Source organism: Pseudoneobacillus rhizolycopersici (genome assembly GCF_054786815.1).
On sequence record NZ_JBTOOE010000030.1, the window covers coordinates 1 to 25,861 of the forward strand.

Sequence of the window (25,861 nt, forward strand, 5' to 3'; positions counted from 1 at the left end):
ATAGTATTTAACGATATTAACGTTAAATACTACGCCCTGATATACTACATATAAGGATGCGATAGTACCATACTCACTAATTTTAACAAGCCAAAAATATACAAGTGTTTATACATAACTTGGTATTTTGGCTTGTTACTTTTTGTATCAAAAAACCTCATTTACTTATGGTACGGTTCACCACGATTAATCCGATACGCCCGATAAATTTGCTCCAGCAAGATCAACTTCATCATCTGGTGGGGGAAGGTCATTTTTGAAAAAGAAAGCTTTTCATCAGCTCGTTGTAAAACTTCTTTACTTAACCCGAGCGACCCACCAATTACAAAGGCAATTTTACTTTTACCGTAGGTCGCCAGCTTGTCCAAGGAGTCAGCCAACTCCTCAGACGATTTCATTTTTCCGTCAATGGCTAGGGCGATCACATATGTATCTGGCGAAATTTTTACTAAGATCTTTTCGCCCTCTTTTTGTTTTACCTGTTCCATTTCTAACTCACTTAATTGCTCCGGAGCCTTTTCATCGGGAACCTCAACTAACTCAACTTTCGCATAGCTCGATAAACGTTTCGTAAATTCATCTATCCCCAGCTTTAAATATTTTTCTTTTAATTTACCAACAGATATTATTGAAATATTCACAATCCACAACCTCACCATGTTACAAACAGTTTACAAACAAGTTATCCACAAAACTTATCCACATATCCACATTTATTATCCACATCTTGTATGCGATCATTCGTTCCCTACAATATATACAGCCTGTTTTTCGCAATATTCACAGGTTGTTGATAACTGATTTTCGACCTTATTTAATAATGGAAATGAGCCGGACTCATCTACCATTACGTCTAAAGCCAGTTCTACATGCTCCTCGCAACAATAAATCATTTGTATCCTCCCTAGATTTTTCCCTTATTGTTCCCCTATTTTCAAAAAAATTTATCCACAAATCATCTTAGCACTACATAAAAAAACAGGAAAGCATTTGCTCTCCTGTTTTTGTGGATAACCAAAATTAGAATGTTTCTCCACCTAATTTTAAGGTTGTTTCTTTTAATTTTCCATTGCGGTAAAATTTGACCGTCATTTGGTCACCGATATTTTTCTCATTATATAGATGTTTTCGTAGGTCAATGACATTCCGTATTTCTTCACCATCTAGTCCAACAATGACATCCAGCTCTTGGATACCACCTAGAGCAGCTGGTGAATTAGGTTCAACTCTGCGAATGGCTACACCATAATTAACATCGCGTGGTAATTTTAGTGCTTCCTGTTGATAATAAGCCGGGATTTCTTCGACTGACTTTAGTTCCACTCCCATATAAGGACGTCGAACTTCACCAAAATGCTCTAAATCCTCGATTATCGGTCTTGCATTATCGATGGGAATAGCTAAACCAATTCCTTCTACAGCGGATTGAGCAATTTTCATCGAATTGATTCCAATTAATTGCCCTTCAATATTAACCAATGCTCCACCGCTATTCCCTGGATTAATGGCAGCATCCGTTTGAATAACATCCGCTTGCCAGTCTTCAATTCCATCTTCATTGATATCGACCGGAATCGTTCGTTCTAAACCAGAAATGATTCCTTGAGTAACAGACCCAGAAAATTGCTGACCTAATGGATTTCCAATTGCAATGGCCGGTTCGCCACGTTTCAAGTTTTCCGAACTTCCAAATTCAATGACCTTTTTAACTTGTTTCGCCGGTATTTCAAGGACAGCGAGATCGGTCCAAATATCACTTCCAAGTAGCTTTGCCGGGATCTTGGTTCCATCATCGAGTGTTACTTCAAGATCGTTGGCCCCCTCAATGACGTGGTGATTTGTCACAACATAGGCTTTATCGCCTGCTTTTTTATAAATAACACCTGATCCTGTCCCAGCTTCAACTGACCCACGATCTGACCAAAAACTAGCGGTTTGAAGATTCGTTATACCAACTACCGCATCACCCGCTTTTTCAACTGCTCTCGTAATTTGTGTGTCGATATCGACCTTAACAGTCTTAAGTGAGGTCGGTTTCTCCTGCCCAGAGGAGGTTTGCTGCCCTTCACCTGTAATGTTGGATGGTGATACTTGATACGGCAATACATCTAAATTGGCTAAAGTAGGTATTGCAATAATGACTAAAATGGCCCCCAAGATGGCCCCAACAAGGCTAGCAACGAAAAAACCACCCCGATTCCCCTTTTGCCGATAACGTCCTTCAGTAGCGTGATCGTCGTAGTAACCCATAGACACCAATCCTTTCTAGCTTCGAAAATCACTATGAATTATTTTGCCTTTATAACCATAATTATACTCAAATCGAAGGGAAAATTAAAATAATGAACTATTAACTAAGGTTCTGCGGTAGGTAAAAATCCCGTTTTTCGAAAAACCTGCCCTACATTCTATTCTGCGGTAAGTTTTCTCCTTTTTTCCTTAAAAACCTACCTCACATTCTATTCTGCGGTAAGTTTCCTCTTTTTTTCTTAAAAACCTACCTCACATTCCATTCTGCGGCAAGTTTCCTCCTTTTTTTCTTAAAAACCTACCGCAGATAACCTTTCTTCGGGAATTCTCCTCCTCTAAACCCCAAAAGACCAACCTCCCAACAGCCCCATTCCCGTCAAACATCAAAAAAAACCCACCCCAGCCAATTGCTCTGAGGTAGGTTTCCAAAACCACATCCTATTAAACCGCTACTAATTTCGTCGGCACTTTGGGGTCGGTATCGTACAGCTGGAATGTTTCACCGACAATAATCCCTGTGCTTTCTAGCGTTTGCGCCACTGACATCCGCGCTAATTCCTTCATATTGTTATCCAAACTTAAATGTGCCAAATAAATACTCTTCGTATTGTCGCCAATCACTTCACTCATAGCAAGCGCCGCATCTTCATTGGACACATGGCCGACATCACTCAAAATTCGGCGCTTAATGCTCCACGGATAACGTCCCATTCGTAACATCTGCACATCATGATTACTCTCAAAAACATAGGCATCCGCATTGGCGATAATCCGCTTCATCCGGTCGCTGACATAGCCGGTATCGGTAATCAACACAATCTTTTTTCCACCATGATGGAACACATAAAACATCGGCTCAACCGCGTCATGTGAAACACCAAACGACTCCACATCAACCGAACCAAAAGAGCGAACCGTTTCCATTGGAAACTCAAACTTCTGGTCCAATGCCACCTCACCAATCAGCGGGTCCATCGCTTTCCAAGTGCGCTCATTCGCATAGACTGGAATCCGATATTTTCGCGCCAATACGCCGATTCCTTTAATATGATCACTATGTTCATGCGTTACAAAAATCCCTGATAAGTCATCGATTTTTCGATCGATTTGTTTAAAAAGGCCTTCCATTTGCTTCCCGCTAAATCCGGCGTCTATTAAAAATGACTGTCCTTCAGCTTCTACATAAATGGCATTCCCCGTACTTCCACTTGCCAGAACACTCAGCTTTAAAGACATGTTTCTCACTCCACCTTACTTGATTCTTCACTATTAAATTGGATAATCTGCCCTTCAAAGGCATTTACATATAAATCGGTTTGATCCCCAACGACCACATGCCAAGTAGGGGTCAAAACCTGAGAAGCTGCCAACTGTACTAGAGTCGAATAACCAAGCTCCACTTTTGTGATTTTACTCTTCGGTTTCAAAACACCCTTTTGATAAAGCGTTTCGATCGCTTTTGTGGCTGGTAACACTTCCTCTTTTTCCGTTAAATTTTCAACTTCCCCTAAATAGGTTTGATGATAGGATTCAATTTGAAAAAGATTATTTAAATATAAAACAACCTTCCCATTCATATTTTCATAGAACATCTTTTGATCATGTTTCTGGTAAAAAGTGATTGTTTTGTGCTCCACATCGATGTTCCAGAAACCATATTGGTCCCCGAAAAGGACGTAAGAATTAAGAAAACTCTGCGCCTCTAAAGGATCAAAATTGGAACTTAACGGAACTGGATTGGTTAACTCCCCGACAACCAACGTACCATCCATAATCGTAATGGATTGTTCCTTAAGAAAACTAAATTCATCATGAGTAAATTCCTTAGGTTTCGCACTTAAATATCGGTCATGAACCACTTCATTCGATAATTCAATCATATCTATTTCATCTGTTTTCAGCTTGTCCGTTAAAGAAACCTCAGATAAAAACTTATACTGATTGGCATCACGAATTAGCTTGTACTGATATAACAAATAAATATCTAAGATCAGGAAGGAAATAATAAAAATGGTTTTGATTTTACTCCAATCCATTTCGTTCCCCCCTTAAATAATCTAGGCGAACCTGTCCCCATTCTCCATTATAACGGTAAAACCAGGCCGGCTCCAAGACAATCAATCTGGGTTGTTTTGCATCTTTTTCCATCTTATAACCTAACCTTAAATCCTGTAACAACTCCATTTGAAAATCCTTTTGATTTTTTAAAAAATCAAGAATTTGCCTGCCAGACGGTGTTTGGACTTCAACCATTTCGGAACGTAGAGGGAGATTGAGAGTGAAACTAGGCCGCAAATACTTCGTAATGTCGGTACGACCCCATACTTCAATCATTTCCGACATTCCACTTTCATTAAAGACCGGGTAGCCATCCGATGTGTACAGACGAAAGGTAATCTGTTGATTCCACTCATCCATCCAAACAAAACGGTACGGATCTGTCCAGCCTCCGTGCTCATTAATAAAATCGATCCCCCTCTGAAGAACTTCTGAGGATTTGCCAATAAATTCACTTTCCTCCACGGGGTTCACATAAAAAAGTAAATAGTCCTTATTAAAAATATTCATTTTACTTGAGCCGTCTGTATATTCTTCGCCTTCTGGAATAAACGATTTTTGGACAAAACTAGGGTCTGGGAACAGTGCTTCCTTAAATTTTTCAGACTCAAGAAAGTCAGGATAATACTTATACATCATCATCATTCTTTCAGACTCTGGTAGAAAGATAATTCGTTCCTTCCTTGGTTCATAGGCAAAATAAGTTGGATACTCGTCAGCATGTTTAAAAATGGATTCATTGAAATTCATTATTTGCGAGCTGTTCACATAACCACTATAAACCTGTTTGTTTTCATATGAGATAAAATAAAGCGGACTGCTTTCCTTTTGCAGCTGTTTCATATTGATCACGATGCGGTCAAAGCGAAACTGTGGCAATGATTTTTCATTGGCAAATGTAAGTACATTTTTATAAATCGGCAATGGGACCCCGTCTGGAAATATAATTTCGACATTCCCATCACCATGAACCAGTTCATGAAAATCCTCCACTTTATTTGTATAATTTTTAACCTCATCGATTTCCCATTGACTCATTAGACGAATGATTTGTTCTAACTCACTCGTCGTCTCCGTGCCAAAATGGCGCTCTCCCATATGAAACAAGGCTATATCAGGTTTAATAATTTTTTTCATTTCTCTTTTTTCACCAATTGATACTTCCTCAACATAATGACTTTTCTCAATGGTTTCGTATTTTGGCTGATAGGTCCATAAATTCCAAGTAAAATAAAAACTTCCCAAGACAAGAATTGTTAAAATCAGCGATTTCATATTTTCGTATGTCATGACCAATCATCCTCTTCAGAACGCTCGTAAGGAAGACTAAAGGAAATAATCGTTCCCTTTCCTTCTTCACTTGCAGCCCAAATATTACCGCCATGAGCATTCACCATTTCCTTAGCAATTGCAAGACCTAAACCAGTACCTCCAAGTTTCCTCGTTCTTGCTTTATCAACTCGAAAGAACCGTTCAAAAATTTGATCGATATTATCGCTCGGAATCCCAACTCCCTGGTCAGAAATGCTTACAACGATAAAATTTAATTCTTCCTCGACGGTGAAGGTAACTTGTCCACCTTCTGGGGAATATTTCAGGGCATTGGAAATAATATTATCCAAAACCTGAGTCATTTTATCTTCATCAATTTCAACAAACATGGGATTATCGGGCAGTAAGCGAACAAAGGTCACATCCGGATTCTTAGTTAACTCAAACCGGTCAATAATTCGATGGAAGAACGAGATAAAATTAACCCATTCCTTTGATAATAAATAATCTTTACTATCTAATTTGGATAACTGTAATAAATCCGTCACCAGACGAATCATCCGTTCTGTTTCCGTTTGGGTTACTTCAAGGAATTTTGGTGCAATTTCTTCATCACGCCAAGCCCCTTCGGCTAATGCTTCTAAATAACTGCGCATTGTTGTTAAAGGTGTCCGCAGCTCATGAGATACATTTGCAACAAACTCACGCCGTTCCATATCAATTTTTTCTTGTTCCGTAATATCGTGTAAGACGGTAATCAGACCGTTCACAAAGCCTGTTTCTTTTTGTATAACGGAAAAATTAGCACGCAAAATAAAATGCTTGCTTTTTGTACTGTAATCTAGAATGACCGAGTCCTGCTCTTCAATTAACTCATCAAATGTATAATTCTCTTCTAAACCTAGCAATGTAACAATGGACTGGGAAAGCACTGTTTCACGTGAAACATTTAAAAGTTTCAAAGCAGGTTCATTAATGAGGATGACACGGCCTTTACGGTCGGTTGCAATTACACCGTCTGTCATATAAGACAATACCGAAGAAAGCTTTCTTCTTTCACCCTCAGTTGTCGCTGTGGCCTCTTGCAACTTTTTGGTCAAATTATTAAAGGTCATGGCTAACTGACCAATTTCATCATACCCATAAACCTTTACTTTCCTAGAAAAATTCCCTTTAGCCATTGCTAACGCATGTTTTTTCATATCCGAAATCGGCCTTGTAATCGTTCTAGCTAATAAAACACCGAGAACAGCTGTAATGACGAGGGCTATAGCAGTCCCCGAAGCCAGAATATTGTTAATGGTCTTCATTTGACTAAAAATGTGCTCAATCTTAGCTACTAAATAGATAGAGCCAATGACCTCACGGTTGGAGATAATCGGCCTAGCTAATACCCATGTACGATGCCCCCACTGGGGATCGATGAAAATATCATTTACTTCTTCCTCAAGGGCAATCGAACGTTTGACGATTAATTTAGTTGTCCTTTGGCCAACAATCCCTTGGTTATCCATTTCGGATGTACCGATAATTTTCAATGTTCGAGCATCAATGACCTGTATTTCATTAATATCAACGGCATCGTAATCCTTTAAAATATTCTTAATCGCTTCTTCCCTTGTCGGATCCTCTTTACTTCGTTCCTTAATGATTTCTTCTTCAATATCATAAGCCAATAAATTGGCTCGTTCCGTTAAAGATTGGATGGCATTGGTCAATAATGTTTCTTCCAATTGCCGAACAAAGTAAACTCCGATAATTTGCATTGCAATTAATATCAGCAACACATATATGAGAACAAACTTTAAATGGATGGAGCGAAAAAAACCAACCTTTTTCATTTTGGTTACTCCTGTTCAGGATTACGAAGGTAGTAACCCACTCCTCTACGAGTAACAATCCAAGTTGGGTGACTAGGGCTATCTTCAATTTTTTCCCGCAATCTTCTAACGGTAACGTCAACCGTACGCACATCGCCGTAATAATCATAACCCCAAACTGTTTGTAATAAATGCTCTCGCGTCATCACTTGACCGATATGTTTTGCTAAATAATGTAAAAGCTCAAACTCCCGGTGAGTTAATTCAATTGTTTCACCCCGCTTGGAAACAACATAGGCATCAGGATGGATAATTAACGAACCAATAGCAATTTCATTCGTTTCTTCTTCCGTATCGAGAACATTCAGCACTTGCTGATGGCGACGTAAGTTTGCTTTTACCCGAGCAATCAATTCCCTCGTACTAAACGGCTTGGTTACATAATCATCTGCACCAAGTTCTAAGCCTAATACTTTATCGATTTCCGAGTCCTTTGCCGTTAACATGATTATAGGGATTTCATACTTTTTGCGAACCTCACGACAAACCTCCATACCATCCCGCTGTGGAAGCATAATATCAAGGAGAATTAGGTCTGGATGAAATTCTTCAACCTTTCTGAGGGCTTCATTCCCATCATAGGCACAAACAACCTCGTAGCCTTCTTTTTTCAAATTGAACTGTAATATATCTGCAATCGGTTTTTCATCATCAACAACTAAGATTTTTTTCATAAGAATAAACCTCCCTTGAGATAGGTGTCTTATCAATACTTTATCATTTCTTAACGTAGTTTTCTATTTAATAAAAGGCTGGCTACATTAAACTGTTGGTTTCTGCTCCCATCAACAGATGCTTAAAACGACCTTTATCTTTCACACATCCTAATAAAAAAAGCCTCTAGACGAATCTAGCGGCTTTACTTTGCATTATCTTAATATGGTTAGCGGATTTACTAATGATCCGTTTTTATATACTTCAAAATGTAAATGGACACCTGTTGAATCACCTGTTGAACCCATAACACCAATTTGTGAACCCTTAGGCACGGTTTGACCTACATTTACTTCAATAGAAGACAGGTGAGCATATACGGTACGATAACCGTTTTGATGGTCGACAACAATTTTATTACCATAGCCGCCATCCCAGCCTGCAAAAACGACTACACCATTATCTACTGTCTTGATTGTACGATCATTTGGTCTAGCAATGTCAATTCCCTTGTGCATCCGACTCCAGCGATAACCCATCTGGCTAGATACATAACCTCCTGATGTTGGCCATGAGAAGTTTCCTTCACCACGCGACGGAATGACCTTTGTACCCTTTAGAACCACTTTTGTTACTGGATTAACAAGGACATCAGCTTTGACCGTCTGTCTTTTCACCGTTTGGCCATTTTCCTGGGAAATCACATAAGTAACGGCGCGAACGCCTTCTTGACCTTTTTGTTTAACCTTTATATCACCCTTATACATTTTCGTGGTTTCTTCCACTTGCTTTTGATAAGGGATTTTTTCACGCTTATTCACTTCTTTTTCAACAATCACATTTACTAAGGCTTGTGGAACCGTTACATTTACTTCCTGGCCAATTTGTAACAAAGAATTTTCATTTAAATCTGGATTAATTTTTAAAATTTGTTCTAACGATAAGTTATGGTCCATAGCAATAGACCCTAAAACATCGCCTTCTTGAACAAGATATTTTTTCTCTTCTAACGTACCTTTTCGGATTAACTTAACAGCTTCCACAACTGTTAAAATCTTTTCCGGCTGGGTCTTTTCGGATTTAATTGTAACATCTTCACTAAAATAAACGTCTAGTATACGAGACTCATTTTTATTTAATGGTGGTAGGTCAATATTAGGAGACTTTTGACGTTCCGCAAGCTCAGCTAGTTGCTCCTTCGTCACATATCTTAATTTTAGACTTTGAATCACATGATTAGCCTGCTCTTCATTTTCTAAATAAACTGCAGGTTGACCTCCAATGATAACTGCCGTTGATTCAATTTGGGGCTTTAATTCAGTGTCTAGCATTGCAACGACTGATTGATCATTCGCTGTAGAGCGAAAAACTTGTTCAGGGATATAGGATAACTGTGACCCCAATTCTAAATCAAAGTTTTTATATTCTTTTTTAAATTGTTCCACTTTTTCTGTAACAACTTCTTCTACAACCTTTTTGTCAGAAATGGTACCTATGTATTCGTTATTTAAATAAACATAATAAACGGTTGTTAAGCTCTCTTTCGCTAATGGATTAGCTGCAACCCCAAATACCAATGATGTAGTAAGCAGGGAAGAGATGGCGATTTTCTTTGCCTTTGGGCTGAACATTCCCTTTAAACGCCTGGGAAGATTATTTATAAATGATTTTATCATTATTACTTTCCTCCTAAACTACGAAAATCAATCAACTATCTCGTAATCTAGTGCTATTTCACTATTGTTAATTATTGCTACGATTTTAGCACCCCTTAACTTTATCATAAAAATACTGAAAAAAGTTTAATAGTCTTTATAATGTAACAAAAATGTATAAAAACTGACATTTTGTTACGATATTTGGGAAATATTTGGAATTAATTTGTTTGAAAATTTCCACTAGACTGATAGTAATAAATGCCTAGAACCGCATGGAATCTAGATAGTTAGTGGGAATCACCTTTTCATTATGAAATAGGACAAGTTACCGAGTCAAACCGTATAGGCTTATCCTATTATTACAATTATGTTACAAAAGTAACGTTTTAGTGTCTTATTTTGTTATAAACGAGTTCAAGTATGAAAGATTGAGGCAATGTTCAATACTTTGCCATTTTCTTTTTGCGATATTGTGAATACTTTCACAATATCAACATTAATGACTCAGTTTATAGTATATTTACAGTGTAATCATTAATTAATTATTATTTTATTGAAAGGGAGCGATTGATATGTTAGTCAAATGGTTAAGAAATAGCAAGGTTTCTGCCGCCCTATTCGCCGCTCTAAGAATATATTTAGGATTTGCCTGGATGACTGCAGGATTTCATAAACTAACTGGCGGATTTGATGCTAGTGGATTCTTAAAAGGAGCCGTTGCCAATCCGGTTGTTGGACCAGATGGAGTGGTGTACGGAGGATGGGTATCTTTTCTTGAAAGTTTTGCCCTCCCAAATGCGGATCTGTTTAACGTACTCATTCCTTGGGGAGAATTCTTGGTCGGTCTTGGTTTAATTCTTGGATGCTTAACTACTGCTGCTGCTTTCTTCGCTGTCGTCATGAACTTCAGTTTCCTATTATCAGGTACTGTGTCTCACAACCCAACTGATATATTAATGGGAGTATTGATTATGATTGCTGGTTACAATGCAGGGGTATTCGGTTTAGACCGTTATGTCATTCCGTTCTTCCGCAAACGTTTCGGTAAAGAAGTTCTCGGCAACAAGAATCTGGCGTAACAAAAAAAGAGGTTGATTCTTAGGAATCGACCTCTTTTTTGATGGCTCAGGACGGAATCGAACCGCCGACACAAGGATTTTCAGTCCTTTGCTCTACCGACTGAGCTACTGAGCCATGATAATTATTTTCCCCGCTTAAAGGGTTCCTGCTGATAAATCTTCGTCCCGATTTCAGAAAGCATATTCAAGATGCGGTTCAATCGGTACGCTGAAGCTTATTCCATGTAGCTTATTCGGACGTGCTCTACCGACTGAGCTACTGAGCCATGATAATTATTTTCCCCGCTTAAAGGGTTCCTGCTGATAAATCTTCGTCCCGATTTCAGAAAGCATATTCAAGATGCGGTTCAATCGGTACGCTGAAGCTTATTCCATGTAGCTTATTCGGACGTGCGCTACAGACTGAGCTACTGAGCCAAATTTAAATGGCGGTCCCGACGGGAATCGAACCCGCGATCTCCTGCGTGACAGGCAGGCATGTTAACCGCTACACCACGGAACCAATTATTATATTATTTATACTATACACATAGCTTATGAAGGTTAACTGTCTCTTCCTCTGCTAGCCTATTCAGGAAGCTGATGCGTCGAGACAACTCGTAGCCCTTTCATGGGAGTGTCGCTCGTCGCTACACCACGGAACCAGATATTATGTATAAATAGCTGCCAGCTTCAAAACCGCGCTTGTCAGTTCCTAACTGACAGCTATAAGCCAATGACCCATACGGGATTCGAACCCGTGTTACCGCCGTGAAAGGGCGGTGTCTTAACCGCTTGACCAATGGGCCATATTTAGAGAGTGAGCCATGAAGGACTCGAACCTTCGACCCTCTGATTAAAAGTCAGATGCTCTACCGACTGAGCTAATGGCTCATATTGATATTCTATTTATGACGACGCTTTTTATAATAGCATGATAGTCTTAATAATAGCAATAGTTTTCTTTAAAAATTTTTTCCGGACATCGGTTCCGTTATTTAGTTGAAAAGTGTTTATTTTTCTAGTATCGCGGACATTGGTTCCGTTATTATGCTAAATAAGGGTCTTTTTCCTTGTATTTAGGCAAATAACGGAACCAATGTCCGGTAGTTATTGATTATCGGCTATTATCTTCAAATAACGGATTCTATGTCCCGAAAAAAAGCCCTGCGATTCGCAAGGCTCTTTACAACAGAAACATGCAAGGTAAAATCCCTGCCAAAACCCTAACTAACTCTGTCTCCAAGGACTCCGCACGACATTCGTCTGCGAACGATCTGGGCCAACTGAGAAAATCGATAACGGAATCCCAGTTAGCTGACTAATTCTTTCTAAATAATGACGTGCATTAGCAGGAAGCTCATCTAATGATTTGCAGCCCGTAATATCCTCTGTCCAACCTGGAAACTCTTCATACACAGGCTCACACTCGGATAATACCTTTAAGCTAGCCGGAAACTCTTCAATGACTTCACCTTTATATTGATATGCCACACAAATTTTCAATGTCTCGATCCCTGTCAATACATCAATCGAGTTTAATGATAAATCAGTGATCCCACTGACACGGCGGGCATGGCGGACAACGACGCTGTCAAACCATCCTACACGACGCGGACGACCTGTTGTTGTACCGTATTCCCGACCAACCTCACGAATCTGATGACCGATTTCATTATTTAATTCGGTAGGGAAGGGACCATCGCCAACACGAGTTGTATAGGCCTTAGACACACCGACAACATGCTTAATTTTAGTCGGTCCAACACCTGAACCAATTGTCACACCACCGGCAACCGGGTTCGACGAAGTCACGAACGGATAGGTTCCTTGATCAATATCCAGCATAACCCCTTGGGCACCTTCAAATAAAACTCGGCGACCTTCATCCAACGCATCATTTAAAACCACAGATGTATCACAAACATAATGCTTAATTTGTTGGCCGTACTCATAATATTCATCTAAAATTTCTTCTATTGTAAAGCCTTCTGTTTCATAAATTCGTTCAAATAAACGATTTTTCTCTTCAAGATTACGAACAAGTTTTTCTTCAAAAACCTCGCGATCCAAAAGATCAGCAACGCGAATTCCAATTCGAGCGGCCTTGTCCATATACGCAGGGCCAATTCCTTTTTTCGTTGTTCCAATTTTATTAGCACCTTTACGATCTTCCTCTACCTCATCCAATTTCAAATGATAAGGGAGAATCACATGGGCGCGGCTACTAATACGTAAATTATCTGTTGAAACATTCCGTTCATGTAAATAAGCCAATTCTTTGATAAGCGCCTTTGGATCAACGACCATTCCGTTCCCGATTACACAAATTTTTTCTTTATAGAAAATACCCGATGGAATCAAGTGTAACTTATACGTTTCCCCGTCAAAGCGAATCGTATGTCCAGCATTATTTCCTCCCTGATAACGGGCTACAACCTCGGCATTTTCCGAAAGAAAGTCGGTAATTTTCCCTTTTCCTTCGTCCCCCCACTGTGTACCTACTACAACAACTGATGACATTCGCCACACACCTCCAAAAAAATTGGACATAAAGTTAAATTCATTAAAACCATTGTTTAGTTTATCAATAAGCACCCCTTAAGTCAAACAAAACACGAACATTTATTAATATATTAGTAGTTATGTTCGTAAAAAAGTTAGCATAATAACAAAAAAAGAGATTAGCATAATACTAATCTCTTAATCTATTAAGCTCCAATATCATCAAAGCGTCGTTCCAAGTTGACGAATTTATTATATTCCTTCACAAAAGCAAGCTGAACGGTACCGGTTGGGCCGTTACGCTGCTTGGCAATAATGATCTCAATGATGTTTTTGTTTTCGGATTCCTTGTCATAGTAGTCATCCCGGTATAAGAAGGCAACAATATCGGCGTCCTGCTCAATTGATCCTGATTCACGGATATCGGACATCATTGGACGCTTGTCCTGACGTTGCTCAACTCCACGGGATAGCTGAGAGAGGGCAATGACAGGGACTTGGAGTTCACGCGCTAATTGCTTTAAGGAACGGGAAATTTCTGATACTTCTTGTTGGCGGTTCTCGCCTGTTCGTCCACTTCCTAAAATGAGCTGTAAGTAATCGATCAAAATCATTCCTAGCCCATGCTCTTGTTTTAAACGTCTGCATTTGGCTTGTAAATCACTAATTCTTACCCCTGGAGTATCATCAATATAAATACCGGCATTGGACAAACTACCCATGGCCATCGTCAATTTACCCCAGTCGTCATCCGTTAAGGTACCCGTTCGTAGGCGCTGTGCATCAATATTTCCTTCCGCACAAAGCATACGCATAACCAATTGTTCTGCCCCCATCTCCAAACTAAAGATGGCGACATTTTCGCCTGACTTAACTGCCACATTTTGAGCAATATTTAAGGCAAAGGCTGTTTTACCCACCGATGGACGGGCACCGACAATGATTAAGTCATTACGTTGGAAACCAGCAGTCATCCGGTCTAATTCAGCAAATCCCGTTGGAATACCAGTAACGTCACCTGTTCGTTGATGAAGCGTTTCAATATTATCATAGGTTCGTACAAGTACATCTTTAATATTATGAAAAGCACCGGCATTTCTTCGCTGGGCAACTTCCATAATACTTTTCTCCGCTTCACTTAAAAGGCTTTCTACTTCATCCTCACGTGTATAGCCATCTTGGGCAATCCCAGTAGCTGTGCGAATCAAACGGCGCAAGACGGATTTTTCTGCAACAATATTCGCATAATATTCAATGTTGGCGGCTGTTGGAACAGAACTTGCCACTTCACTTAAGTAGCTAACTCCACCGACATCCTCTAACAATTTAGTCGCATTTAACTCTTCCGTAACCGTTAAGATATCGACGGGTTTCCCTTGGTCACTCAGTTTTAGCATCGCACTAAAAACCTTTTGATGGGCAGCCCGATAGAAATCCTCCGGAATTAAAATTTCCGATGCAGTTGTAAGAGCAGAAGCCTCAAGAAAAATCGCACCAATAACCGCTTGTTCCGCTTCAATATTTTGCGGAGGCAAACGGTCAGCAAATAATTCACTCATATATCAAAAACCTCCTAAAAGAGGGATATTTATCAGTTCTATGAAAAAATGTGACCAGCCGCTGACCGATCACATTTCTTTACCATACTTATTTTAACATGTTTTTCATCATTATGAACGAAAAATTAATTTCCTTCTTTTACATGAACATTTAAGGTTGCTGTCACTTCATGATGTAATTTGACAGGAACTTTTGTATAACCTAGAGTACGGATCGCATCATTTAACTCCATTTTGCGCTTATCAATCTTTAAGTTGAATTTCTTTTGCAATTCGTCGGAAATTTGTTTCGTCGTAATAGATCCGAAAAGGCGGCCGCCTTCACCTGATTTGGCTGTTAGTTCAACGGTAATCTTTTCAATTTCTTCTTTTAATTTTTTTGCATCCTCTAACTCTTGTGCAGCCATTTTTTCATCGCGTTTCTTTTGTGCATCTAAAGAAGAGATCGCCCCTTGGTTTGCTTCAACAGCCAAACCTTGCTTAAATAAGAAGTTTTGCGCGTAGCCGTCTGCTACATTTTTAATTTCACCTTTTTTACCTTTACCTTTGACGTCTTTTAGAAAAATAACTTTCATTCCTTTTTTCCCCCTTCAATATAATCAGAAATTGCCGTTTTCAACATCAATTCGGCTTCATCGATTGAAACATCAGTGAGTTGTGTAGCCGCATTGGTCAAATGACCGCCACCGGTTAAGGATTCCATAATAACCTGGACATTTATACCACCTAAAGACCTAGCACTGATCCCAATCGTTTCATCATTCCGTTTTGAAATAACAAAGGATGCCTGGACCCCATTCATCGTCAAAAGCGTATCTGCCGCTTGGGCAATCACAACTTGGTCAAACGTTTCAGTAGGTTTTCCTTTGGCAATGGCAATTCCATCATAAATAAATTCAACAGTTTCAATCAGTTTAGCTTTTCTTACATACATATGAACGTCTTCTTTTAAAAGCTTTTGAACTAAAACGGTGTCAGCACCATGGGCCCGCAAATAAGAGGCAGCATCAAAGGTACGCGATCCAGTTCTAAGTGTAAAGCTTTTTGTATCAACGATAATTCCGGCTAATAAAGCGGTTGCCTCCAGCATTTCAATTTTAGAACGCTTCGGCTGGTATTCTAATAACTCTGTTACAAGCTCAGCTGTCGAAGAAGCATAGGGCTCCATATAAACCAGAAGGGAATTGTCAATGAATTCCTCACCACGGCGATGATGATCAATCACCACTCGCTTTTCAATTTTATTTAATATTTTTTCATCGATGACTAGGCTTGGCTTATGGGTGTCAACAATGACTAAAAGCGTTTCGTCTGTAGCTAATTCTAGAGCATGCTCGGGCTTAATAAATCGGGTAAAGAGCTTTTCCTGGCTTTTCATTTCATCCATTAGACGTTTAACACCTGTATCAACTTCTTGTGAATTCAACACAATAAAGCCATCTTTTTGATTCATTTCAGCTATTTTACTAATCCCAATCGCAGCTCCAATGGCATCCATATCTGGATTTTTATGTCCCATCACAATCACTTGGTCACTAGCTAGAATTAACTCCTTTAAGGCATGAGAGATGACGCGCGCCCTAACCCTTGTCCGCTTTTCAACGGGGTTTGTTTTACCGCCAAAAAAGGTAACCTTACCGCCAACATGTTTGACGGCAACCTGATCACCACCTCGTCCTAAAGCCAAGTCTAAGCCTGATTGAGCATGTGTACCTAAATCAGGTAAAGAAGTTACACCTGTGCCAACCCCGATACTTAATGTAAGTGGCACATTTTGTTTTGCAGTCGTTTCACGAACCTCATCCAAGATCGAAAATTTATTTTTTTCAAGCTGCTGTAGGATATGTTCATTAAAAATTCCAATGAATCTTTCCGAAGAAACCCTTTTTAAAAAGACCTCATTTTCATTGGCCCATTTATTCAGAATCGAAGTGACCAAACTATTTAAGCTGCTGCGCATTTGGTCATCCATTCCTTGTGTTAATTCATCATAATTATCTAAAAAGATGATGGCAATAACGGTTCGCTCATTTTGATACATTCTTTCCAACTCAGTTTGCTCGGTTACGTCAAAGAAGTACAATAATCGCTCTTCCCGTTTTAAAATGACCCTAAACTCCCGCTCACCCAGGTTAATAATTTCCGATTCTACTTCCTGTTTAATTAACGGGATAAGGGGGTCAGCGATATCATAAAGAGATCGCCCAACTAATGTCTCTTCATCAAAGCTTTCCGTCAAAAATGGATTTGCCCATTCTACATACATATCATCATTAATTAGCATGATCCCAATTGGCATCTCCAGTAACGCTTCTTCACCCACTTTTTTCACTCGATAAGAGAGGGTGGCGATATATTCTTCCATTTGCTTTTTTGTTTTTCGGCTTATGTCAAAAATAAAATAGTAAGGAAAGAACAAAAGAATAAATCCAATAAGCCCAATCAACCTATTATATACAGTTAATATACTAATTAAAATAAAGGAGAAGCCTATTAACCCATACAATAGGTAGCGAAGAGAACGCTTTTCAAGGTATTCAGGCATGTTTTCTTTTCAGCTCCTATTTTTTGACCAATCTTTTTCTTAATTCAAAACCTAAGTCAATTATACCTAATATCCGGATAATATAAAGTACTACAGGGACTAAGAATACAAAGACAGTGGATAATATTGGGATAAATTTAGGCCAACCTTTTAGATGACTAACAAAATAGACAAATGATAGACCTTGGACAACCAATAATATTTGCAATATGTAACTTAGATTCCATAAGGCGGTATTCAGAAAACTGCCTTCTTCCGGTTTTAAAATAATCGATAAAAGCGCTGTCAATAAATAATACCAAAGTATGCTTTTGGGAAGGACAACATCACGAAAAGCATGCCATTTTGGAATATCTAAACCAAATCTCTTCAAAATTGGAAAGTTAATCAGCTGTAGCAGAAAAACAATAAAAAATGAACCGACTACTAACATACTTGGTAATAGCAATTGAATCATTTTCATCATTAAATCAATTTGTTCTTTTAGGATATCAATATTATTATCTGCACCGCCAAGCATTTCCAACATTTTAAAAGAACGATTAAATGATTCATTCATCATTGTTGTCATTTCTTTAATGAAATTAAATTCAAAGAACACGACTGCCGCTCCGTATTGAGCAATCACATTGACCAAAAAAACCAAAGTCGTCGTGAGTAAAATTGTCATCCGACTCTTACCTTTTTTTGTCAAATACCCTAATGAAATTCCGGTTGAACCGAACAAAATGGTTGCAGGAATCGCCATTAAGGAGCCAACAATCAAGGAAATCGCCAAAGACGCAATAAAGAAAACAATAATACCATTCCAATCATTTTTCCAAGAAAAATAAATAAACGGCAGCACTAAAACCCAGGTACTGACAAGACCTAGCATCGGTACATAGAGCGTAATTAAAAGGAGGACAGCATAGATAGCTAATAATACTGCTCCTTCAGTTAAACGATGAGCATTTTTCACTTTTTCACCTCAACTAATTTTTAAACCCCTATTTTATCATTTTAACTGACGACGGGCGCTTCATACAACTTTTGCATTATTTAACCTATGGCTGTAGTTAAATTAGATTGTTGACTTCCGCTCCAATCAACAGGTGCTTAAAAAATGTTATCGTTAACACAGCCTAAAAAAACAAAAGCAGCAAGGATTTCTCCTTACTGCTTCATTCATTAGGCTCATTCACCAGTAACATATGGTAGTAATGCCATTTGACGAGCGCGTTTGATTGCGATCGTTAATTTACGTTGGTATTTTGCGCTAGTTCCAGTTACACGACGTGGTAAAATCTTTCCACGTTCAGAAATAAACTTCTTAAGAAGATCTACTTCTTTGTAATCGATTTTTGTAATTCCATGAGAAGTGAAGTAACAAACTTTACGACGCTTTGCACGTCCACCTCTGCGTCCACCTTGACCTGCCATTCGATTTCCCTCCTTCTACAATTTATTCACCGTATCATCTATGAACGTATTAGAATGGTAAATCATCGTCTGAAATATCAATTTGTCCACCGTTATTTCTAAACGGATCTTCATCTATACGACCAAAGTCTTGATTCTGTCTTTGTGGTTGATTCTGATAGTTATTCCCACCGCTATATGGTGGTCTTTGCTGTTCTCTTGGAGGATTATTGTAATAATCACCATCACCGCGATTTCCTGTTGAAGCACCTTTAGGTTCTAAGAATTGAACACTCTCAGCCATAACTTCAGTCACATAAACGCGTTTCCCGTCTTGTCCATCATAACTGCGTGTTTGTAAACGGCCATCTACACCTGCGAGACTACCCTTTTTCAAGAAATTAGCTACATTTTCAGCAGGTTTGCGCCAAACTACACAGTTAATAAAGTCCGCTTCCCTTTCCCCTTGCTGATTCGTAAAGGTACGATTTACAGCAAGTGTAAAAGTAGCAACAGCAACTCCACTAGGGGTATATCTAAGATCAGGGTCTTTAGTTAATCGTCCAACAAGAACAACACGATTCATCATCAGAACCAACTCCCTTTTTTTCTAATATGTTTCACGTGAAACAATATCAGTTATATCTATGGTTTATTCTTCTTCTTTAATAACGATGTGGCGAATGATATCTTCGTTAATCTTTGCAAGACGGGAGAATTCTTCAACCGCTGCTGGACTAGCGTTGACTTTCACTAATTGGTAGTAGCCATCACGGAAATCATTGATTTCATATGCAAGACGACGCTTACCCCAATCCTTCGCTTCAGCAATCTCCGCACCGTTGTCAGTTAAGATTCCTGCAAAACGCTCAACAAGAGCTTTCTTTGCCTCATCTTCAATGTTTGGGCGGATGATGTACATTACTTCGTACTTTCTCATCACTGTCACCTCCTTTTGGTCTAAACGGCCCATAAAGGGCAAGGAGCAATTTACATTACTCACAAGGTGAAAGTATATCATACAATATGATAAAAGGCAAATAAAAAAGGGAATGACCCCACAAAGCACTGTGGCGGGGTCATTCCCTGAACATTTTTTTATACGTTAAAACGGAAATGGATAATATCTCCGTCTTTAACCTCATATTCTTTCCCTTCCAAACGCACTTTACCAGCCTCTTTTGCTGCATTCATATTTCCTGCAGCTAATAAATCTTCATAAGAAACTGTTTCAGCACGGATAAACCCTCTTTCAAAGTCAGAGTGAATAATTCCGGCACATTGCGGTGCTTTCATGCCCTTACGGAAGGTCCAAGCACGAACTTCCTGAACACCCGCTGTAAAATAAGTCGCTAAGCCAAGTAAGTGATAAGCAGCTTTGATTAATTGATCCAAGCCAGACTCTTCAATTCCAAGTTCTTGTAAGAACATGGCTTTCTCGTCAGCATCCAATTCAGCAATTTCAGATTCAATTTTTGCACAAATGACAATCACTTCGGCATTATCTTGTGCAGCAAACTCACGAACCTTTTGAACATATTGATTACTTGATGGATCGGCAACATCTTCTTCACCGACATTCGCCACATAAAGTACAGGCTTAATCGTTAATAGATGAAGCATTTTAACAACCTTCATTTGCTCATCCGTAAAATCAACTGTACGTGCTGGTTTCCCAGCTTCAAAGGCTTCTTTTAGTGCGGATAAAATTTCAAATTCAAACACCGCATCCTTATCTTTTTGGCGAGCCATTTTTTCAACGCGCGTGATTCTTTTTTCAACTGATTCTAAGTCAGCTAAGATTAACTCAAGGTTAATAACCTCAATATCATCAATCGGATCCACTTTCCCAGCAACGTGGGTGATGTTTTCATCTTCAAAGCAACGAACAACCTGGCAAATTGCATCGACTTCACGAATATTGGCTAAAAACTTATTTCCTAGGCCTTCACCTTTACTTGCACCCTTAACAATTCCAGCAATATCCGTAAACTCAAAAGCTGTTGGCACGGTTTTTTTCGGTTGGACTAATTCGGTTAATTTTGTTAAACGATCATCCGGAACTTCTACGATCCCGACATTAGGGTCAATTGTACAGAACGGGTAGTTTGCCGATTCCGCTCCCGCTTGAGTAATTGCATTAAATAAAGTCGATTTCCCGACATTCGGCAAACCAACAATACCTGCTGTTAAAGCCATTTTGCCACTCCTCATTTCTCAAAATAATCTATATAAACACAGTGATTCCAATATTAAACCTTAAACAATTATAGATATATCTAATAAAAAAGACAAGTACAAACAAAGCTGCCAAAAAGGCAGCTTACAATTTTTCGATATTTACTAAACAATCATATAATGTGCTTCCTAATCCATTATCAGATTCACGGTCAGAGGTCAATTGATTTACAGATCCACCGTATCGGCTCCAAATTCCTTCATCAATATTAATCGTGCCTGGATGAGCCTGTTTCATAATCTGAACGGAACCAGTCAACGAGCCACGGTCATTCCAAACCTTGACCTCATCACCATCCACTAAGCCCTTTTGTTCAGCAACATCCACGGAAACTTCCACTTTTACTCTTGGTTTTGGGTCGAAGAAGGGATAATTTTGCGAATGATTGGACCGTAACGGATGAATCGTTAACAGAGAATAAGGATATTTTTCAAACAAGGAAGGATTATTCCACTTTGTTTCATTCGGGAGAGTTAAGCTAATTCTCCCATTTCCCGAGGTAAATTCGTATTTTCCGCTCTCCGTTTTAAACTGTCGATGTTCCCAAGGAATTTTTTCAACAGCAAGTTCAGCAAAGCCTTCTTGCCTTAGTTTTTCTAAAGTAATTCCTTGTTTTCTAAGAGGTTGTAATCCTAGCTCCAACCACTGTTGAGTTGTATAATCAAACTCACTGCCGAAACCTAACCGCTTGGCTAGTTCTGTCCAAATCCATAAATCAGATTTCGCTTCCCCGGGTGCTTCGACTAATTTGGGACCATAATTGACATAATGATGGTACATTGAGGAATAATACACATCTTCTTCCTCAAACACGGTGGTCACTGGCAGCACATAATCGGCAAGCTCTGCCGTATCAGTCATAAATTGCTCGAAAACCACTAGCGTATCCAACGATTCAAAGGCTTTTTTAACTAACCCAGTGTCCGGTACTTGGGTTAAAGGATTACCACACGTGACAATCGCCATCTTCACTTCTGGATCAATAGCTTGCAATATTCCTTCTGCCTGTTTCATCATGGTAAACTGGCGTGACTCTTGCTTACAGTCGTCCAGAGTAAATGCAATCGAACGAAAACTTTGCCCAACTTGGAGGTTTCCATAATTCGCACCTCCACCAGCAATGCCAACGTTCCCACTCATTGCCACTAATGCATCAATCAAGCGAATCGTGTTGCCTCCATTTTCATAACGCTGCATTCCTAGCCCTAAATAAGTGGAGGTTGGACGGTTACCATAAACTTTCGCTAAGAATTGGATGGTCTCAAGGGACACTTCCGCTTTTTCAATAATCTCTTCCATAGAAATACTAGCCAAGAGTTCTTCGACATCCTGGAAACCAATTGTGTAATGATCAATAAAATTTCGATCCTCACCGTTCATAAGGAGAATTTCCTTCATCACACCAGCAGCCAAAAAGCCATCCATACCTGGTTTTACCGAAATATAATGGTCGGCTATTTTAGCGGTTGCATTAAAAATTGGGTCAATCACAATAAGTTTGGCACCATTTCTCTTTGCCTGTTGTAATTTTTGAAAAAAATGCATATTCGTTCTAGCGACATTCCTACCCCAAATCACAATATTTTTACTATTATAAACATCGTCAGGGTGGTGACTATAGGCATCACCAAAATCCCATTTTTGGGCTTCAATTCCCGCCCCCCAACAGAGTGAGCCAATTAATTCGGTAACACCGCCAAACAAATTAAAAAAACGTCTATCGAGATTTTTTAATAAACCTCCATTGGCATAATCATGGCTATGAAGAATAGATGTGGAGCCAAATTGTTCTTTAAAGGAAGTCATTTTATCTGCTATTTCATTAAGTGCTTGTTCCCATGTTACTTGTTTGAATACGCCATTGACCTTTTTTAAAGGATATAGAAGACGTTCCGTAGAATTAGTCCTTGTCTCCAACATTCGCCCACGACCGCAAATTTTCCCTTGGGTAATTGGATGTGAGGCTGACCCATCTACTTTTACAACCTTGCCATTGTCTACCGTTACTTGGAATCCACAATTATCCCAGCAATTCAACGAACAAGAAGACTGAAAAACCTTCGCCAACTCCAACACCTCATCTCTTAAACTCATTTTCTATTAGAATAATACATATTGAAGGGGAATGAAATAAAAAAAGAAGCAACGGGGTTATCCCTCATGCTTCACTAGTATTTTTTTCAGTTTTCGAGCGAATTCTCGTCTAGGTAGTAAGACACTATGAGCACAGCCCTCGCACTTAATGCGAATATCCATTCCCAATCGAATAATCTTCCAGCGATTGGTTCCACAAGGATGTGCCTTTTTCATCTCTACAATATCGTTCAAGCCAAATTCCTTTTCTTGCTCCATATTACTATCCCCTTAATCCCAATTATAATAATTATCCAAATTGAACAACAATGCCTTGTTGATCAAACCAAAGCTTTAAATCTTTTTTAATCATACGACTAACTGTCGTTTGCCGCATTGGTTTTGTTTCAATGGCAATTCGCAACACGACCTCTGAGGACCCTAAAGCTTGAACGCCAAGAAGCTCAGGTGCTTTGATGAGATCCTCATATTTTCCAGATAAACTTTGCAAAAATTCCCCAATAATTTGCTCCGTTTTAATCAAATCTGCTTCGTTCGGTATCGTCAAATCAATTGTTGCTTTACTGTTATGTAATGAATAATTCGTCACTTGAACAATACTGCCATTCGGCAAGATATGAAGTTCCCCCGACCAGCTTTTCATCTTTGTCGTACGTAAGCCAATTTCTTGAACAACCCCCTCTAGCGTTCCTATTTTCACCTGATCACCAACCGAAAATTGATCTTCAAAAATAATAAAGAAGCCAGTAATGATATCCTTTACAAGATTTTGCGCCCCAAAACCGATAGCCAAACCAACAATTCCGGCTCCTGCCAGCAAAGCTTTGACATCAATGTTCATAGTGGAAAGAATCATTAAGAAAGCCATGAAGGAAACCGCATACGTTAAAATGTTTTCCAACAGTTTCATTAACGTTTTTTCTCGGCGCTCAGATGTTCTTAGCGGAGATTTCAAACGCACTTTAAAAATATTTCGAATGGCCGCCTTGCCAACCCGAATGATGATACCCGATAAAATGACAATGACCATTATTTTAAAAAGAGCCTCACCGACATGAATCCATGTATCCTCATTTAGAACTTTTACTTTTATTTTGTTGTAGATACTGTAAAAATAATCCATTTCATCACCTAAATCAACTATTTTTCAAGGATATTTTCAAACTTCTGTTTCAGCAGGACTATCCCGCTTTTGATTTTATTCTACCAATTTTCCCATCCTCTTTGTAGTATCCAATTTCCTACTATTCTTCATGTATAGAAATTAGAAAAAGTCCGTATACTGTAATACTTACCGATTTAAGGAGTGGACCTATGAATCTGAAAACGAATTTTTTTGATCGGCGGGGTGGAACGAAAATTTTTCATGATGACGTCGATGCCATCAACCAAATTTCTAATAGAATGATTGAACTGATTCCGCCGCATACCATTCGTCCAATTGTATTTGTATGCATTGGGACGGACCGCTCGACAGGTGATTCACTAGGACCATTAGTAGGAACTATGCTCGAAGAAAAAGGACCCAACCCATTTTTTGTTTACGGAACACTTGACGACCCCATTCATGCCGTTAATTTGGAGGAAAAGCTCAACGAAATCAAACAAAAACACTTTTTCCCGTTTATTATTGCGATTGATGCTTGCCTCAGTAAAATAAAAAGTGTCGGTGCCATCCAACTGGCTAACGGACCTGTAAAGCCTGGAGCAGGTGTCAATAAGGACCTTCCACCAGTAGGAGATATTCACCTAACAGGAATTGTCAACGTGAGTGGCTTTATGGAGTTTTTTGTTCTTCAAAATACGAGGTTAAATCTTGTTTTTAAAATGGCTAAAACCATTGCAAACGGAATTCATCAGGCAAGTATTCAATATCGAATCCAAAAAGCCGAATGGAACCCCGTTCAAACAAAAGAAGAATCTATTTAACATAAAAAAGACAGGCGCGTTGCCTGTCTCTTTTACATTATTTGTTGATAGTAATACATGAATGTGACAATCACACCAACTACAAGGATTCCGGGTAAAAGATTAGCCACCCTTACTTTTAATATGCCTGTTAGGTTCAAGCCAATTGCAAAAATCATAATACCGCCTGTTGCGGTCATTTCTTTTATAAACTGTTCCATTAATAGTTCTGGAACAATTTGGTCAATTTGCGTAGCAAAAAGGGCAATCGCGCCCTGATAAAGAACGACCGGAATGGCTGAGAAAATGACACCAATCCCAAGTGTAGTCGTTAGAATAATAGAAGTAAATCCGTCGATAATCGCCTTTGTATAAAGAACGTCATGGTCACCGCGAATCCCACTATCTAACGCCCCGATTATAGACATCGCACCAATGACAAAAATCAATGTTGCGGTCACAAATCCTTCAGAGATACTGCCTTTTCCTTTGGAGCCCATTTTCTTTTCAAGCCAATTACCTAGTTTTTGCAGCTTATCATCGAGGGCAAAATATTCACCTAAAACCGCACCCAGGGCTAGACTAATAATGACAATCAAAAAGTTACCACTTTTAAAACCCATTTGTAGTCCTAATACCATAACGGCTAAGCCAATAGCCTGTAGGACAGTTGACTTCATACCCTCAGGGATGCGATGGAAGACCTTACCTAATAATGTTCCAATAACGATGAGCAGGCCATTCACTAGCGTTCCTAATAAAACCATATTCTCCTCATCA

Annotated in this window: 24 protein-coding genes and 4 tRNA genes; 2 read left to right on the forward strand and 26 right to left on the reverse strand. The window is 39.1% G+C overall.

Features of this window, described 5'->3' with window-relative positions:
- Positions 1-161: 161 nt before the first annotated feature.
- From rlmH to ACX9YW_RS20720, 9 genes are all read right to left on the reverse strand, one after another.
- On the reverse strand, positions 162-641 hold the full coding sequence (gene rlmH, locus ACX9YW_RS20680) for a 23S rRNA (pseudouridine(1915)-N(3))-methyltransferase RlmH (RefSeq protein WP_460350105.1): 480 nt from the start codon (positions 639-641) through the stop codon (positions 162-164).
- Positions 642-737: 96 nt separating this feature from the next.
- A complete protein-coding gene (locus tag ACX9YW_RS20685; RefSeq protein ID WP_460350107.1) occupies positions 738-893 on the reverse strand; it encodes a CxxH/CxxC protein in 156 nt (51 codons plus the stop codon).
- A 127-nt stretch (positions 894-1,020) separates the two neighbouring features.
- Positions 1,021-2,250 carry a S1C family serine protease gene (locus ACX9YW_RS20690; RefSeq protein WP_460350109.1) on the reverse strand — a complete coding sequence of 410 codons (1,230 nt, stop codon included), beginning with the start codon at positions 2,248-2,250 and terminating at the stop codon, positions 1,021-1,023.
- Positions 2,251-2,691: 441 nt separating this feature from the next.
- Positions 2,692-3,486 (reverse strand): exodeoxyribonuclease YycJ, encoded by a 795-nt coding sequence (locus ACX9YW_RS20695; RefSeq protein WP_460350110.1) that lies wholly within the window; start codon positions 3,484-3,486, stop codon positions 2,692-2,694.
- Between the two features lie 5 nt (positions 3,487-3,491).
- Complete coding sequence (locus ACX9YW_RS20700; RefSeq protein ID WP_460350112.1) at positions 3,492-4,286, reverse strand: two-component system regulatory protein YycI; 795 nt, start codon at positions 4,284-4,286, stop codon at positions 3,492-3,494.
- Positions 4,273-5,598 carry a YycH family regulatory protein gene (locus tag ACX9YW_RS20705; protein ID WP_460350114.1) on the reverse strand — a complete coding sequence of 442 codons (1,326 nt, stop codon included), beginning with the start codon at positions 5,596-5,598 and terminating at the stop codon, positions 4,273-4,275. Before ACX9YW_RS20705 ends, ACX9YW_RS20700 begins: the two co-directional genes overlap by 14 nt.
- The gene (gene walK / locus ACX9YW_RS20710) at positions 5,595-7,421 is read right to left on the reverse strand and encodes a cell wall metabolism sensor histidine kinase WalK (RefSeq protein ID WP_460350116.1); all 1,827 of its coding nucleotides are present in this window, start codon (positions 7,419-7,421) and stop codon (positions 5,595-5,597) included. Before walK ends, ACX9YW_RS20705 begins: the two co-directional genes overlap by 4 nt.
- Before the next feature lie 5 nt (positions 7,422-7,426).
- Positions 7,427-8,134: a response regulator YycF gene (yycF, locus tag ACX9YW_RS20715; protein ID WP_460350119.1), complete on the reverse strand. Its 708-nt coding sequence runs from the start codon at positions 8,132-8,134 to the stop codon at positions 7,427-7,429.
- 195 nt (positions 8,135-8,329) lie between these two features.
- Positions 8,330-9,790, reverse strand: a complete 1,461-nt coding sequence (locus ACX9YW_RS20720; RefSeq protein ID WP_460350121.1) for a peptidoglycan DD-metalloendopeptidase family protein — start codon at positions 9,788-9,790, stop codon at positions 8,330-8,332.
- Positions 9,791-10,344: 554 nt separating this feature from the next.
- Here ACX9YW_RS20720 and ACX9YW_RS20725 point away from each other — a divergent pair.
- A complete protein-coding gene (locus ACX9YW_RS20725; RefSeq protein ID WP_460350124.1) occupies positions 10,345-10,851 on the forward strand; it encodes a DoxX family membrane protein in 507 nt (168 codons plus the stop codon).
- Between the two features lie 42 nt (positions 10,852-10,893).
- On the opposite strand, the gene ACX9YW_RS20730 is transcribed toward ACX9YW_RS20725, so the two are convergent.
- From ACX9YW_RS20730 to ACX9YW_RS20805, 16 genes are all read right to left on the reverse strand, one after another.
- Positions 10,894-10,966, reverse strand: a tRNA-Phe gene (locus tag ACX9YW_RS20730).
- Positions 10,967-11,277: 311 nt separating this feature from the next.
- Positions 11,278-11,353: transfer RNA gene (locus tag ACX9YW_RS20735), tRNA-Asp, on the reverse strand.
- A gap of 214 nt (positions 11,354-11,567) precedes the next feature.
- Positions 11,568-11,639, reverse strand: a tRNA-Glu gene (locus ACX9YW_RS20740).
- A 12-nt stretch (positions 11,640-11,651) separates the two neighbouring features.
- A tRNA-Lys gene (locus ACX9YW_RS20745) sits at positions 11,652-11,724 on the reverse strand.
- Between the two features lie 336 nt (positions 11,725-12,060).
- Positions 12,061-13,353, reverse strand: coding sequence for an adenylosuccinate synthase (locus ACX9YW_RS20750; RefSeq protein ID WP_460350126.1), 1,293 nt, complete (start codon positions 13,351-13,353; stop codon positions 12,061-12,063).
- 188 nt (positions 13,354-13,541) lie between these two features.
- A complete protein-coding gene (dnaB, locus tag ACX9YW_RS20755; RefSeq protein ID WP_460350129.1) occupies positions 13,542-14,894 on the reverse strand; it encodes a replicative DNA helicase in 1,353 nt (450 codons plus the stop codon).
- Between the two features lie 125 nt (positions 14,895-15,019).
- Positions 15,020-15,469 (reverse strand): 50S ribosomal protein L9, encoded by a 450-nt coding sequence (gene rplI, locus ACX9YW_RS20760; protein ID WP_460350131.1) that lies wholly within the window; start codon positions 15,467-15,469, stop codon positions 15,020-15,022.
- Positions 15,466-17,439, reverse strand: coding sequence for a DHH family phosphoesterase (locus ACX9YW_RS20765; RefSeq protein ID WP_460350133.1), 1,974 nt, complete (start codon positions 17,437-17,439; stop codon positions 15,466-15,468). The genes rplI and ACX9YW_RS20765 overlap by 4 nt, the downstream gene beginning before the upstream one ends.
- Positions 17,440-17,455: 16 nt before the next feature.
- Positions 17,456-18,400 carry a YybS family protein gene (locus ACX9YW_RS20770; protein WP_460350135.1) on the reverse strand — a complete coding sequence of 315 codons (945 nt, stop codon included), beginning with the start codon at positions 18,398-18,400 and terminating at the stop codon, positions 17,456-17,458.
- Positions 18,401-18,615: 215 nt separating this feature from the next.
- Positions 18,616-18,861, reverse strand: a complete 246-nt coding sequence (gene rpsR, locus ACX9YW_RS20775) for a 30S ribosomal protein S18 (protein ID WP_460350137.1) — start codon at positions 18,859-18,861, stop codon at positions 18,616-18,618.
- Between the two features lie 49 nt (positions 18,862-18,910).
- Positions 18,911-19,429: a single-stranded DNA-binding protein gene (ssb, locus tag ACX9YW_RS20780; protein ID WP_460350139.1), complete on the reverse strand. Its 519-nt coding sequence runs from the start codon at positions 19,427-19,429 to the stop codon at positions 18,911-18,913.
- A gap of 63 nt (positions 19,430-19,492) precedes the next feature.
- Positions 19,493-19,780, reverse strand: a complete 288-nt coding sequence (gene rpsF / locus ACX9YW_RS20785) for a 30S ribosomal protein S6 (RefSeq protein WP_460350141.1) — start codon at positions 19,778-19,780, stop codon at positions 19,493-19,495.
- Positions 19,781-19,938: 158 nt separating this feature from the next.
- Entirely contained in the window at positions 19,939-21,039 is a 1,101-nt protein-coding gene (gene ychF / locus ACX9YW_RS20790) for a redox-regulated ATPase YchF (protein ID WP_460350143.1), read from the reverse strand.
- A gap of 124 nt (positions 21,040-21,163) precedes the next feature.
- Positions 21,164-23,146: a molybdopterin-dependent oxidoreductase gene (locus ACX9YW_RS20795; RefSeq protein WP_460350145.1), complete on the reverse strand. Its 1,983-nt coding sequence runs from the start codon at positions 23,144-23,146 to the stop codon at positions 21,164-21,166.
- Positions 23,147-23,230: 84 nt separating this feature from the next.
- A complete protein-coding gene (locus tag ACX9YW_RS20800) occupies positions 23,231-23,431 on the reverse strand; it encodes a DUF951 domain-containing protein (protein WP_460350147.1) in 201 nt (66 codons plus the stop codon).
- Between the two features lie 31 nt (positions 23,432-23,462).
- Positions 23,463-24,296 carry a mechanosensitive ion channel family protein gene (locus ACX9YW_RS20805; RefSeq protein ID WP_460350149.1) on the reverse strand — a complete coding sequence of 278 codons (834 nt, stop codon included), beginning with the start codon at positions 24,294-24,296 and terminating at the stop codon, positions 23,463-23,465.
- Positions 24,297-24,487: 191 nt separating this feature from the next.
- Here ACX9YW_RS20805 and yyaC point away from each other — a divergent pair, with 191 nt between their 5' ends.
- Positions 24,488-25,102, forward strand: coding sequence for a spore protease YyaC (gene yyaC, locus ACX9YW_RS20810; RefSeq protein ID WP_460350151.1), 615 nt, complete (start codon positions 24,488-24,490; stop codon positions 25,100-25,102).
- 32 nt (positions 25,103-25,134) lie between these two features.
- Here the strand turns inward: yyaC and ACX9YW_RS20815 are convergent, their stop codons facing one another.
- Positions 25,135-25,848, reverse strand: coding sequence for a DUF554 domain-containing protein (locus tag ACX9YW_RS20815; RefSeq protein ID WP_460350153.1), 714 nt, complete (start codon positions 25,846-25,848; stop codon positions 25,135-25,137).
- Between the last annotated feature and the right edge of the window lie 13 nt (positions 25,849-25,861).